This window comes from Flavobacterium tegetincola DSM 22377 (genome assembly GCF_000425485.1).
Taxonomy (GTDB): Bacteria; Bacteroidota; Bacteroidia; order Flavobacteriales; family Flavobacteriaceae; genus Flavobacterium; species Flavobacterium tegetincola.
The window spans coordinates 291,711-305,934 of sequence record NZ_KE384384.1 but is presented as its reverse complement, the minus strand read 5'-3'; the positions used below and the strand labels follow the sequence as shown (position 1 = coordinate 305,934).

General features: G+C 38.4%; 13 protein-coding genes. 4 read left to right on the top strand and 9 right to left on the bottom strand.

The window, feature by feature from the left end:
• Positions 1-65: 65 nt before the first annotated feature.
• The 9 genes from H602_RS0112880 to H602_RS0112840 form a co-directional block, all read right to left on the bottom strand.
• Positions 66-875, bottom strand: coding sequence for a hypothetical protein (locus H602_RS0112880; RefSeq protein ID WP_026978370.1), 810 nt, complete (start codon positions 873-875; stop codon positions 66-68).
• The gene (locus tag H602_RS0112875; protein WP_026978369.1) at positions 875-1,372 is read right to left on the bottom strand and encodes a heavy-metal-associated domain-containing protein; all 498 of its coding nucleotides are present in this window, start codon (positions 1,370-1,372) and stop codon (positions 875-877) included. Before H602_RS0112875 ends, H602_RS0112880 begins: the two co-directional genes overlap by 1 nt.
• 69 nt (positions 1,373-1,441) lie before the next feature.
• Positions 1,442-2,308 carry a DUF3347 domain-containing protein gene (locus H602_RS0112870; RefSeq protein ID WP_035759596.1) on the bottom strand — a complete coding sequence of 289 codons (867 nt, stop codon included), beginning with the start codon at positions 2,306-2,308 and terminating at the stop codon, positions 1,442-1,444.
• A gap of 186 nt (positions 2,309-2,494) precedes the next feature.
• Positions 2,495-2,836, bottom strand: coding sequence for a hypothetical protein (locus H602_RS0112865; RefSeq protein WP_026978367.1), 342 nt, complete (start codon positions 2,834-2,836; stop codon positions 2,495-2,497).
• 567 nt (positions 2,837-3,403) lie between these two features.
• Positions 3,404-4,585, bottom strand: a complete 1,182-nt coding sequence (locus tag H602_RS0112860; protein WP_026978366.1) for a DUF3570 domain-containing protein — start codon at positions 4,583-4,585, stop codon at positions 3,404-3,406.
• Between the two features lie 15 nt (positions 4,586-4,600).
• Positions 4,601-4,831 carry a DUF4266 domain-containing protein gene (locus tag H602_RS0112855; RefSeq protein WP_026978365.1) on the bottom strand — a complete coding sequence of 77 codons (231 nt, stop codon included), beginning with the start codon at positions 4,829-4,831 and terminating at the stop codon, positions 4,601-4,603.
• Positions 4,828-5,751 carry an FAD:protein FMN transferase gene (locus H602_RS0112850; protein WP_026978364.1) on the bottom strand — a complete coding sequence of 308 codons (924 nt, stop codon included), beginning with the start codon at positions 5,749-5,751 and terminating at the stop codon, positions 4,828-4,830. The genes H602_RS0112855 and H602_RS0112850 overlap by 4 nt, the downstream gene beginning before the upstream one ends.
• Positions 5,752-5,757: 6 nt before the next feature.
• On the bottom strand, positions 5,758-6,189 hold the full coding sequence (locus H602_RS0112845; protein WP_026978363.1) for a thioredoxin family protein: 432 nt from the start codon (positions 6,187-6,189) through the stop codon (positions 5,758-5,760).
• Between the two features lie 552 nt (positions 6,190-6,741).
• Entirely contained in the window at positions 6,742-8,244 is a 1,503-nt protein-coding gene (locus tag H602_RS0112840) for a sodium:solute symporter (protein ID WP_026978362.1), read from the bottom strand.
• Positions 8,245-8,681: 437 nt separating this feature from the next.
• Here H602_RS0112840 and recR point away from each other — a divergent pair, with 437 nt between their 5' ends.
• The 4 genes from recR (at position 8,682) to H602_RS0112820 (ending at position 14,189) form a co-directional block, all read left to right on the top strand.
• A complete protein-coding gene (gene recR, locus H602_RS0112835) occupies positions 8,682-9,302 on the top strand; it encodes a recombination mediator RecR (protein WP_026978361.1) in 621 nt (206 codons plus the stop codon).
• Between the two features lie 63 nt (positions 9,303-9,365).
• The gene (locus H602_RS0112830; RefSeq protein WP_026978360.1) at positions 9,366-10,166 is read left to right on the top strand and encodes a polysaccharide biosynthesis/export family protein; all 801 of its coding nucleotides are present in this window, start codon (positions 9,366-9,368) and stop codon (positions 10,164-10,166) included.
• A 9-nt stretch (positions 10,167-10,175) separates the two neighbouring features.
• The gene (locus tag H602_RS0112825) at positions 10,176-12,605 is read left to right on the top strand and encodes a polysaccharide biosynthesis tyrosine autokinase (protein WP_026978359.1); all 2,430 of its coding nucleotides are present in this window, start codon (positions 10,176-10,178) and stop codon (positions 12,603-12,605) included.
• A 186-nt stretch (positions 12,606-12,791) separates the two neighbouring features.
• Entirely contained in the window at positions 12,792-14,189 is a 1,398-nt protein-coding gene (locus H602_RS0112820) for a UDP-glucose 6-dehydrogenase (protein WP_026978358.1), read from the top strand.
• Positions 14,190-14,224 lie beyond the last annotated feature (35 nt).

The following is a 14,224-nucleotide window of genomic DNA, read 5'->3' as shown; positions in this document are numbered from 1 at the left end:
AAAAGTGCTATTTAGTATTTGCTTTTTTGCATCCTAACTTCTCACTGTGTAAAACGATAGACGCTCTATTTTTTCACATTAAAAAAAGTGTAATATAAATTCAGATAAACGCCGTCAGGTGCAGAACGAACCATGGAGCTCAACAATTCTTTTCGGTAAGCCACATCCAAACGCGCTTGACTGTTGAAAATAAATTGAACCACAGGAACAACATCGATATAGGATTTTCCATTTTCATTAATGGTTTGACCTACAAATTCGAGCATCAAATTGATGTTAGTTTGTTTTAAACTGGTGTACTTTTTAGGGTAAATCAGTTGACCAAATGACAGCGTGTAATTTGTAGCATGGTCTCCGAGTTGATGCGGAAAAGTATGATTCGGTTCGTTATCAAAGACTTTTTCAAAACTAACCGTCGAACTAACCGCCAATTTTTTAATCAATTTTGTAGCCACAAGGCCCGTTTCAAAACCAGAATTGCGTCCCATAATCTCAAGTTGTTCTTGACGAATGGACCCATTATTAAAACTATACCGACCAAAAGCTGCCATCCGAAAGTGACTGTTCAAATCGTCTTCCGAGTAAAAGCGATATTTAGCCATAAAACTACCGCCTTCTGCCTGTAAACCTTTGTCCCGATTACTTAAGAAGGCAGTAGCGCGAAACATCAAATTCCTATTAAGGCCATAAGTGACTTCGGGCATCATACTGTAGATATATTCTGAATTTATAGTTCTTTCGAAAGCCGACTGTAGCACATTCACGCCAACAGAATTGGCAGGAACATTACTTGCGGGATCGGTCATCAGAAACAATTCCTGACCGATGCTTTTTTGGAAAAACAAGAAACTGATTGCTATTAAAAAGTGCTTCATCAGTCAGTGATTTTTACATGGAAATCAGCTTCATTACTGGTGTTGTATGTCGTACTATTTTTATACGACTTCGACAATTTTTTGAACGTTTTGTCGGTCACATAACCTTTGTCTAAAACCTGCACTTCAATAGGTCTCGCTGATTTTGTTTTACCATCAAGCACCACGTATGGTTTTTGAGCAATCGTTTTTGGCTCTACAGTTAAGACCAGTGAACCAATAAAGAATCCTGCTTTTTCAACATTTTCTTTAAAAAAGTCGGGATTCACATTGTTGTTTGCTTTTAAAGTAACTGTAAAAGTGTTGCTGTTCAAATCAATTTCAACATTTTCAACTTCAGCTAGTGATTTCAACTGTTTGTTGATCGCATTGGAACACATGGAACACGTTAATCCCGTTGCTTGAATTTCTGCTTTAGCAATTTGTGCTTGACTTGATATTGAAATTAAAGCCATTAAGAGTACTAATACACTGTATTTAGGATTGAATGTTTTCATTTTTATTTCTTTTTATATGTGATGAGGTTATTTTTACCTGCTAATTTTAATTCTGAATAATCGATTTAATTATTCAATCGTTTCTACCGTTTTACCGCAACTCAACATCATCGAACCGTAGTATGGATTTTTTACCGCACTTTCTTTACTCAACCAGTTGGCGCCTTTTCCGTCATTTGCCATTGGACAATGCTGAACATAAATAGGAGTTTCCATTTTTGAAATGGCCATCAATTGGTACATATTTTCAGAAAGTGTGATGAAGTAATTGCGCTGTTTTGCAATGTCATTTGCTTTAGCAATTGCATCAGTATCTGATTTTAGATTGCTCATGACTTTCATCCAAACGATGTGAACATTACTTTCCAATGTTTCCATTTTAACCACATTAATGACATTCAATAATTGTTTGGCTTTCGCCGAAGCTAATTTGGAATCCGAAGCTACTAATGTGTTTTTTAACTCAAAATAAGTTTCAAAAACGGCTTCCATTGGTCCTAATACAACCCAATTTTCGGCAGTGACTTCTACAGTAACGTCAGATGCGGAAGTGTTTACGGGATGATTTGCATCTTCCTCCACAGGAATATTCGCATCGCGATCGTATTGGCAGCAGCCGTGTAAATTGGCATACACGTCGTCAGGAGCTAGAAATGCAGTGCTGTCGTATCCGGCAAGTGCAATGCGTTTCAGGATTTCATCTTGATTTGTTTTGGTGGCATCGTAAGTAAGCGTTGCCATTTTAGTGTCTTTGTTCCAATCTACTGAAGCCACTTTTTTTAGATTTCCAGCTTTTTCGATGTTGGTTTCGCACATGCCACAATTGCCGTAAATTTTCACCGTTTCGGTTTTGGCATTTTTAATTTGTGCAAAGCTAGGTGTGATAGACAGCAACAGTACGACTGCCACAGCTATATTTGAAATTGAATTTTTCATAATAGGTATTTTTTGCAAACAGATAAGAGATTTTCTGAATGCGATTTTTGATAATAAATGTTGAGTAAAAAACAACGAAATGGAATTATTGTGCAAGTGAAAACGGGCAAATAATTGATGGTACGTTGATTAAAAGAAACAGCAATCGCTGAAAAATGGACGCAATTTATGCTGTCAAGAATTGAATTAGCCTATTTTAGGAATAAGCCATAATGATGAAAAACCAGCAGAAATAAAGGTTTTAGAATCGTAAAATAATTGTTTTTCAGTTGAAAAATCAAAAGAATTAGTGTTAGACGTACTAGCGTCTAAAAAAGCAATAACAGAAATCACAGATGCTGTAGTGCACGTGGAATTGCCACATTTTCCTTCGCAACCTCCTTTGTGTTCTTTTTGAGAAGATTTGTCTTTGCAACACTTTTTAGGAGTGGTTTCAGACGAAACCGATTTCGAACAACATTTCATTTCTGTTTGAGTTCCACGCGCAAACATCGCATTAGGCAGTAAAAACAGGCCTAATGTCAACATAATAAGATATGTGCGAAACATTTTTTGCATAAAGCAAAGATATATAATTCATTTTATAAAAGCCTGCGCTTTAACCTTTTTTATGACTGAGCAGCAGTTGGAGAGACAGAGAGATAGAAAGACAGAAGGGTAAAGAGATAGAAAGTAAAGCGGAAAAGATCTTTGACTCGTTTAAACTTTCACGAACAATCTAAAACTTTAAACTTTAAACTTTAAACTTTTTTTCATCGGCAGACATTACCATAAACACATAACCTACAACCCATGAACCACAACCAACAACCTATAAACATAAACGCATAATCTACAACCTATAACCTCCAATCTCCCAACTTCCTCCCCATCGGCAGACATTACCATAAACCTACAACCCATAACCCATAACCCATAACCTATAACCTATAACCTATAACCTATAACCCATAACCCACAACCCACAACCCACAACCTAAAACTTACAACCCATAACCCATAACCTATAACCCATAACCCACAACCCATAATCCATAACCTACAACCCACAACCCATAACCTATAACCTATAACCCATAACCTATAACCTCCAACCTACCTATACTTCAAATTCACACTAATAATATTAGAATTTAAATTCGTACTTCGATCATAATGACCGTAGCGTACTTCTAACGTGTTGAGGTGTTTGACTCCGAAAACGCCGTTTAAGGGTGTGAATTTAATTCCCGCACCGAAAAAGTGACTGTTGAATGTAGACAAGTCATAATTGCTGGTATAAAATTCAGAAGCGGCAGTGTGCTCTTCGTAACCTTTAAAATAGGTGGTACCTTGCTGACTGTAGTAACGATAGAACGGACTGATCGACATAAAAGGAGAGATTTTAACGGGTACTTCTAGATCAAAAGTATGTGCGGTCAAATCCCAATTGTCCGAATAGTAGCGGTAATAACCTCTTACAATCACGTTATCTCCCAAGAAATAACTCCCTCGTACGGAAACCGGAATCTTAAAACGGCTGTCAGGCAAATTTTCTTGATGCACCGTTCCGTCTGTAAAATATACGCGGTGGAAGGGCAAACTTAAATAGCCATTTTGTTGCACCAAATCAACCATGAATTGAACTTGGAAATTCTTATTGATGATTTGTGAATAACCTAAAGAACCTGCAAATGTGTTTCGACCTTCCGTGCCATTTGAGTCCGAACTGGAGCGCAATTCAGTGGGCAAAATCAGTTTCACTTGATCTAGATACGTCTGGAATTTTGCAGTAAATTCTCCGTTTCTATTTTTAGTTTGTTTGGCAAACCCAATCGTGCCGCCAAAAGACTGGTAGTCGTACTCCAAAGAGGAGGACAATCCAAAAGATAAGGTTTGACCTTTTGCTTCATTTTCACGCGCATAAGTCACAGACGGATAAAAGCGATTATCAGCGGACGATGCGGACGAATTGGCTTGCAAATCAATCATGTCAGAAGAAGCGGAACTGTAATGATCAATGCCGACTTCCAAATCCCAATTGTGCTTAATTCCCGCTTTATCGTATTTAATCAACCGAACGTCAAGCGTGTTGGAAATATCCGTTAATTTTTCAGTTCCAATTCCGCCAGTCACAGAAGAATTATTTCCGTCTTGTCGATAATAACTCGAAACCAAATTGATTTCATCTACTTTCAACTTCGTACTTTTGTAAGCAGAGGAATCTTTAGGGGTAACTTGAGCGGAAAGTTGGAGTAATCCAAGGAGCGCCAATCCAGTAATAAGTATTCGTTTCATCTTTTCTGTTTCAAATTAATTGCAACCACATCCACCACCTGTTTTTCCGCCATTTGCTCCAGAAGCACCTTCGCGGTAGGTTTGAAAACTATTCTCTGTTTTCTGTATTTTTCGGTTGGACAAGATCATTTCCGAATCGTTAATTTTACTTTTTTGATACGGTTTGACCGCTTCGCAAGAGGTAAAGGTGAGTCCTAAAAGAAATAAGGATACTCCGATGACGCTATTTTTTAAAATGTTTTTCATGAGAGGTGAATGTTTTTTGAAGTGTAAATGGTATTAAAATCGTCAATGATGATGCAGTATAAGTCGGGCAGTTGGTCCACTAAATACAAGCCGTTTTCAATTCCCATAACAGCAATTGGTGTGGCCATTGCATCGGCAAATTCAGCATTGTTGCTAATGACCGTTACGCTTTTAATTCCTGTAATCGGTAACCCCGTTTTTGGGTCAATAGTGTGCGAATATTTTTTACCTTTGATGGTGACAAATTTTTCATAATTCCCAGAAGTAGCAATGGCTTTATTGGAAATTTCCAAATAAGAAAAAGCATTTTCAGGAAGGTTGGGATTGGCAATTCCTATAGTCCACGGTTTTCCGTTGGGTTGAAATCCCCAGGCGGTCAAGTCGCCACTCGCATTGATAATACCATTTTGGACGCCGTTATTTAGTAACAGTTTTTTTGCCATTTCAGCAGCATATCCTTTTCCAATACCACCAAATCCGATGCGCATTCCTTTTTCTTTTAGAAAAACAGTTTGGTTTTCAGAGTTCAAAATGATGTTCGTGTAATCGATCAAATGAACCATTTTTAAGGCTTCTTCTGTACTCGGAAGTGTCGTCATGGTTTTGTCAAAATTCCAAAGACTTTTATCAATACTCCCGTAAGAAATATCAAATGCACCTTGCGTAATCTTAGAAATGTGCAAACTCCTATGTATCAAATCAAAAACTTCTCGGTCTACTTTTACAGGCTGAATTCCAGCATTTTCATTGATCAATGCAGTCTGACTATTAGAATTATAAGTGGTAAAAAGCGCTTCAATGCGTTGGATTTCTGTTATGGCAATTTGAATCTGCGTTTCCGCAAAATCAGGATCGCTACTCACCACTGTGATGGTGAACCTGTTACCCATTAATTGAAGTGAAGTTGAAAACTTTTGCATACCGCTTTACTTGTTTGCCTGACAGAACGTTTGAATTTCTGCAATCCACTGTTCAACCGAAACTTTTGGTTTTCCATCCCAAGACGTTACAACTTTTCCATCCGAAGTGAGCAACAACGTAAGCGGAAAAACGCCATTTGGGTTGTAAAGTTCCGCCAGCGCTTCATTACGTTTGAGTTGTTCCGTAGCGGGACTATTTTTCTTTCTTCGCGGAAAATCAGCATTGACCAGAATTAAATTTTCATTGGCAAAGGCAGTAAACGCTTCGGATTCCAAGAATTCTTTACGAAGACCGATGCAAGGCACGCACCAATCCGAACCCGAAAAATTAAGTAGAATCAATTCATTCTTTTCTTTCGCTAACACTTTTGCATGCTCAAAACTAGGTTCCCATTGAATTGGGATTATAAAAAAGAGGAGAAGGACTAACGCTTTCATATGCAGTAGATTTTGTAATTAATTTCTAGTACAAAGAACGCAATATAACTGATTTGTGGTGTAATTATATGCTTAAGAGTTGCTTAATATATGAGTTATAGTAATTAGAGAATGCTTAGAATTCATTCAAGGTGCAAATGGTAACTCAAAAGAGGTAAATAGTTAGAAACGACGTTTCCCCAAGCGCATTCATCTGAAATACAATCATGTAATTCAAACACATTCCACTCCAATGCTCAAAACCGACAACCGACAACCGACAACCGACAACTTACAACCGACAACATAAAACCTACAACTCTAAAAACAACAACAATCCCAAAAACATCACTCGTCTAGTTCAAAAAAGATTCACATTCCACTCCAATGCTCAAAACCGACAACCGACAACCGACAACTTACAACCGACAACATAAAACCGACAACTCTAAAACCAACAACAATCCCAAAAATATAAATCATCTAGTTCAAAAAAGAATCACATTCCACTCCAATGCTCAAAACCGACAACCGACAACCGACAACATAAAACCCACAACCGAAAAAAAACCCTTAAAACCTCGTACCCTCCACTGCAGGCTTTGAAATCAACAACAACCCCAAGAAGGTCAATCCACCATTGATGATAATCAATTCTTCGGCAAATTGATAGTTGCCAAACAATTCAGCAGAATACGTGCTCATTAAAAAAGTAATGGCTGGAGCCAAAATGCAGACCAATGGCACCCAATTGTTTTTTACGGTTTTGGTTTTTACAAAAAGTCCAAAAGCATAAAGTCCGAGAAGTGGACCGTAAGTAAATGCCGCGATTTTAAATATTAAACTCACCACCGAGTCGCTGTTCATCCAAAAAATAACCATGATAACACCAAACATCAACAGTGAAAATCCAATGTGTACCAAATGTCTGGTGCGAACAGCTTTTCCATTGTCAGGTTCGGTTTGTTTGTCCATGTGCAAGAAATCTACACAAAAGGAAGTAGTCAAAGCGGTTAATGCCGAATCTGTTGTAGCAAAAGTAGCTGCGGTAAGACCCAATAAAAACACAATCGCTGGAATTAAAGTGAGATGATTGAATGCAATTTCGGGAAACAACAAGTCGGTTCTAGGTTGTCCAGTCACGGCATCCAGCGGTATGGAAATCCCGTTTTTCTCTGCATAAATGTAAAGCAATGCACCCACACTCAAGAAAAACAAGTTGATCAAAACGAAAATTCCTGTAAAAACGTACATGTTTTTCTGTGCTTCGCCAATGGTCGCACAGCTCAAATTTTTCTGCATCAAATCTTGATCGAGGCCGACCATGGCAAGAGTTACAAAAATACCACCTAGAATTTGCTTGACAAAAAAGTTACTTTTCAATGCGTCTTCATAGAAAAAGATTTTAGAATAGCTACTACTTTTCACTGCGTCAAAAGCTTCGAAAAACGAATAATCTAAACTAGAGCAAATGAAATAAATCGTAAAAATAACCGAAGAAACTAAGAATAACGTTTGCAACGTATCCGTGATGATAATTGTTTTAAGTCCGCCTCTGTAAGTATAAGAAAATATAAGTGCCAAAGAACCCAATACGGTAAACCAAAATGGCACGCCAAAAGCATCAAATACATAACGTTGCAAAACCAAAACCACGAGATACAATCGGGCTGCAGAACCAATGGTGCGACTAATTAAGAAAATCGTAGCAGCGGTTTTATAAGAAACAGTACCCAAACGCTTTTCGATATACCCGTAAATGGAAGTCAAATTCATCCGGTAATACAAAGGCAGCAATACGCTTGCAATCAATAAAAAGCCGATGGCATTTCCCAATACAAATTGGAAATATTTAAACTGAACATCAGGCGACCCCACTTGCCCCGGAACAGAAATAAAAGTAACGCCGGATAAGGCCGTCCCAATCATCCCAAAAGCCACAAGATACCATTTGGCATTTTTATTAGCACTAAAGAACGCCGCATTACCGCCATCTTTCTTGCTCACAAAGTGCGATATCAAAAATAATACACCAAAATAAACAGCAATCAAAGTAAGAATAAAAGTCGGAGTCATGCAGCAGTTGAATTTAACCGCCAAAGTAGCTAAAAATTTTCAAAGTGCAAATACCAAAACCCACAACCTCCAACCTAATAACCTCCCACCTCCCACCTATAACCTACAACTCCCAACTTTTAACCTCCCACCTAATAACTTACAACCTATAACCTACAACTCTCAACTTTTAACCTCCAACCTAATAACCTAATAACCTATAACCTACAACCTCCAACTTACAACCCACAACCGATAACCTATAACCTACAACTTACAACTTACAACCCACAACCCCTACCTCCAACTCTCAACTTTTAACCTCCCACCTAATAACCTATAACCTCCAACTTACAACCCACAACCGATAACCGATAACCGATAACCTCCAACCTCCCAACTTCCACCTCCCAACTTCCATCCAAAAACTAAACACTTTTTCCTTACCTTTGTCCTCTATGGAATTTTCATCAAAACTTTTAGAAAAAGCAGTCAATGAAATGGCTCAATTGCCTGGAATTGGCAAGCGAACGGCGTTGCGTTTAGTGTTACATTTATTAAAACAACCCGAAGAACGCACTGGTTTTTTAACGCAAGCCTTGAGTCAGATGCGTACGGATATCAAATTATGCGACAATTGCCACAATATTTCAGATGAAATCATTTGTGAAATTTGTGCCAATCCAAGCCGCAACCATCAATTGATATGTGTCGTAGAAGACGTTCGTGATGTAATGGCAATTGAAAACACCGGACAGTTCAAAGGAATTTACCACGTTTTAGGGGGCAAAATCTCGCCCATCGATGGAGTGGGACCAAGTCAATTGAAAATTACGTCGCTGATAGAAAAAGTAAATTCAGGCGCGGTAAACGAAATGATTTTAGCGCTAAGCTCTACAATGGAAGGCGATACAACCAATTTTTATATTTTCAAGCAAATTAAAAATCCGGGTTTGACCATTTCCACTATTGCACGAGGAATTGCCGTGGGAGATGAACTTGAATATGCAGATGAAGTAACCTTAGGTAGAAGTATTGTACATCGCGTTCCGTTTGAAAATGCATTTAAAAACAATTAATTAATGCCGTCAAATTTCATAGTTCTAAATGAAAAGTTATATTTGTTCTATAAATAGTTTCAAATGAGATTGGAAAGGATCGGAATACTTTGCATAATTGCTGTAATGCTTACTTCGTGTGTATCTCGAAAACAATTGATTTATCTGCAAGACACCAGTCAAGGGGCTGAAAAAATGCTAAAACCGGTACTGACTCCAGAATACCGTTTGCAAACCAACGACATCATTTCCTTAAATATAAAAGCCATCGACCCAGCGTTAGTGGCTATTTTTAATCCAAGCAACACGCTAGGCGCTTCGAACGGAAATCAATTGCGAAGAGAACAAGACACCTATTACGACGGCTTTACGGTAGACAGCCACGGGAACATCCGTATTCCTATAATTGGAGAAATCAACATTATGGGTTTTACGCTGGACGAGGTGCGATTGAAAATTGAAAAAGAATTGCTGGAAAATTATTTTAATAAGGAAGCAAATATATTTGTGACGGTAAAAATGGCAGGATTGCGATTTACCATTAACGGCGAAATTGGTGCGCCAGGAACCAAAACGATGTACCAAGAACGCGTAACAGTATTGGAAGCAATTGCAAACGCGGGAGACATAACCATTATTGGCGATCGAAAAAATGTAACCATCATCAGGCAATATCCGTACGGAACGGAAATGCATGACATTGATTTGACAGACAGAAAAGCAATGGAGTCGCCGTTCTATTATTTGCAACCCAACGATTACATATACGTCAAGCCACTTGCGCAGAAATCGTGGGGAACGGGAACTACAGGAATCCAATCTTTGGGAACGATTGTCACACTTTTAAGTTTGGCAACCACCACTTATTTGTTGTTAACCCGTTAATACATCCTTATGTTTGACACCAAAGATTTTACACTTTCAGAACATTCAAGCACTTTTGATTTTAAAGGTTTTTTAGTCAAAACAGGAAGCTATTGGAAACTTTTTTTGGTGAGTTGGCTGCTTGCTTTTACAATAGCGTACCAAATCAATATCCGAAAAGAAAAAATATACCAGCTTTCCAATACCATTTCCGTCAAGGAGGAAACCAATCCCTTTTTTACGGCCAATACCAGTTTAGTGTTCAATTGGGGCGGCACTTCGGACAAAGTTCAAACCGTTTCCACAATGTTACGTTCGCGCTCACACAATGAGGAAGTCATCAGCCGACTGCAATTTTACATCAATTACCTCGAGCAAGGAGAGTATAATTTGGTAGACGCGTACGGATCAGTTCCTTTTCAGCTAAATCTGAATGAAGAATACGATCAGCTGACCGGACAATTGATGGAAATTCAATTTTTGACTGCCAATACATTCCAATTGTCGATTCCTTTCGAAGACGAACGGGTAAACCTTTTCAATTACAAAGAAAAAAAAGACAGCCACTTAAAAGTGAAGCCAGCGCTTTTTCAACAAAAATATAAAGTAGGCGAAGAGATAAAATTGCCGTTTCTAAACTGCAGTATTCAGTTAAAAGAGACTTCGGAAAGCTACATTGAAAAGCAGTATTTTATAAGATTGGATGGCTTTGACCAAACGGTGGCGCGGTACCAAAATGTTGAAGCGCAACCTATTTCTGCAGGAAGCTCCATTTTGACACTATCGATGCAAGGGACCAATAAAGCCAAAATAGTGGATTACCTGAATACGACTGTGGAGGTTTTGAGCGACAACCAGTTGGCTGCCAAAAATCAATTTGCGACCAATACCATCAAGTTCATTGACGATACGATGTTGCAAATGGAGCAACAACTCAAAGATTCTGGAGATGAATTAAAAGCGTTCCGTCAAGGAAAAGATGTAATACAATTGGAAAATGGTGGAGCGGATGTGTCCACTAAGTTAAGTGCGTTTGAACTACAGCAAGACGCCATTCAAAGGAAAATAGCGTATTACAATACGTTAAAAGCATATCTGATAAATAGTAAGGATTTTTCAACATTACCAGCGCCATCCGTTGCAGGTATTGAAGACCCTAATATTACGGTCAATGTGTCAAAATTAATCAGTCTTTCAGTGCAAAGAGCAGAACGGCGGTATGCAGTTAAGAGTGATAAAATGTTTCAGGATTTTGACAGCCAGATGCAGGCCATTAAGGAAGTGTTGCTGGTCAATATAGCTGCTGCGAAAGTAACGCTACAGTACGACTTGAACATGGTGACGGCCAAAATGAAGCAAGCGCAAAATGCATTGCAGGTGTTGCCTGAAAACCAGCAAGAGCTTTTTAAAATCCAGCGAAAATACAATTTGAGCGACAACATCTACAGCTCGTTTTTATCAAAACGCAACGAAGCAGAAATTGTAAAGGCAGCCAATGTATCGGACATCAAATTCATTGATACGGCAAAAGATACCGGAGGTGGAATTATAGGTCCAAAAACGGGAGTCAACTATATTTTAGCATTTTTTGTAGGAGTGCTTGTCCCGTTTTTATACATCCTTATCGTATTTCTGCTGAACAATACCATCCAGTACCGCGAAGATCTGGAGAAAATCACTCAAATCCCTATACTGGGTGTCATCGGTAAAAACCAAGGCGAAAGTAATCTCGCCGTTTTTGAACGTTCAAAATCCGCATTGGCCGAATCGTTCAGGGCAATCCGGTCTTCGTTGCAATTTTTATACAAGAAGCAAAATGTAACGGGTGCCAAAATTTTAATGATTACCTCATCCGTTTCTGGCGAAGGAAAAACATTTTGTTCCATCAACATTGCAACCGTTTTTGCGCTAAGCGAAAAAAAGACGGTTATCGTAGGCTTGGATTTGAGAAAGCCCAAATTATTTGAGGATTTTAAAGGAACCAATGCAGTTGGAGTGGTAAATTATTTAATTGGAACCCACACACTTGAGGAAGTGACGCAGGCAACATTTATCCCTCACCTGGATTTAATTACTGCGGGACCGCTGCCACCCAACCCTGGCGAATTATTAATGAGCGACCGTCTTCACGAATTGATGGAACGACTAAAAGAAAAGTACGATTACATCATTCTCGATACACCTCCGATCGGATTGGTTTCGGACGCGATGGAATTGTCAAATTTTGCAGACGTAGTCCTATATATTGTACGGCAGAATTACACCACAAAAGGGATGATCGGGCAATTAAACATACGACAAAAGAGAGGCGAACTGAAAAACGTAAGCGTAGTGCTAAATGCGTTTGACAACAACCAAAAATACGGGTACCATTACGGATACGGCGCGTATGGGAACGGTTACCACGACGAAGAAATCGAGAAAAAGAGCCTGTGGCAAAAACGGTTCAGGAAAAAATAATCGCTACTAGTTAATCTGTTATAGTGATGTCGGTTAAAAAATGATGGCTTCGTTTGAGAAAAAATAATAGTAATTCGAGCAACATTGTGTAAGTTTTAAGAAAAACAGAGCCTTTAAAGATGAATAATAATATCTTTGCAAGATAAGGCAGTATTAAATTTTTTATAATAATAGTAATAAAGAAGAATGAGAATAAAATCAATTTGTTGTATCGGTGCAGGTTACGTTGGTGGTCCTACTATGGCAATTATTGCGGCGAAATGCCCACATATTAAGGTAACGGTAGTTGATACAAATGAATCTCGTATTGCAGGTTGGAACGATGTAGATGTAAGTAAAATTCCCATATTTGAACCAGGATTAAGTGCCGTCGTTGCAGAAGCACGTGGACGAAATTTATTTTTTTCCACAAACGTAGACCAGGCCATCGAGGAAGCGGATATGATTTTTATTTCAGTGAATACACCAACCAAAACCTATGGTTTAGGTAAAGGAATGGCTGCAGACTTGAAATATATTGAATTGTGTGCCCGTCAGATTGCAGCAGTTGCCAAGACTGATAAAATTGTTGTTGAAAAATCAACACTACCAGTACGAACAGCAGAGGCAATTAAAAATATTTTACACAATACCGGAAACGGAGTGCAATTTCAGATACTATCGAATCCTGAATTTTTGGCCGAAGGTACAGCTGTTAGCGATTTATTAAATCCTGATCGCGTCTTAATAGGAGGTGATAGTAGTGCAGAAGGGCAAGAGGCTGTAAATGCTTTAGTTGAAATCTATGCAAATTGGGTGCCGAATAATCAAATCCTTACCACTAATTTATGGAGTTCAGAGTTGTCCAAATTAACCGCAAATGCATTCTTAGCACAACGAGTTTCATCGATCAATGCGATGTCGGAGTTGTGTGAAAAAACGGGAGCAGACATCAGCGAAGTGGCACGTGCTATTGGGATGGACAGTCGTATTGGGTCAAAATTCCTCAAGGCATCGGTAGGTTTTGGTGGTTCTTGTTTTCAGAAAGACATTTTAAATTTAGTATATATTGCTAAATCCTATGGCTTGCATGAAGTAGCAGATTATTGGGAACAAGTGATTATTATGAACGACCATCAAAAAAGGCGTTTTGCTACAACAATTGTGAGTACATTGTACAATACGGTTTCAGCTAAGAAAATTGCATTTTTGGGATGGGCATTCAAAAAAGATACAAATGATACAAGGGAATCCGCAGCAATATATGTAGCTGATTATTTATTAAATGAACAAGCAAATATACAGGTTTTTGATCCGCAAGTTAAAGACGCCCAGATTCAGAATGATCTGAACTATTTAGGAAGCCGGTCAGAAAGTGAAAATCGGTCAGGAATTAGTTGTGCGGAAGATGCGTATCAAGCATGTCAAGGAGCACATGCAATTGCAGTTTTAACAGAATGGGATGAATTTAAAGAGTACGATTGGCAAAAAATATACGATAGTATGCAAAAACCAGCTTTCGTATTTGATGGAAGAAATGTTTTAAATGCAGAAAAAATGCGTAAAATCGGATTTATTTTTCAAGCGGTTGGAACTGGAAAATAAATGCAATACGCTATAAAAGAGTAGTTTATTTCTAA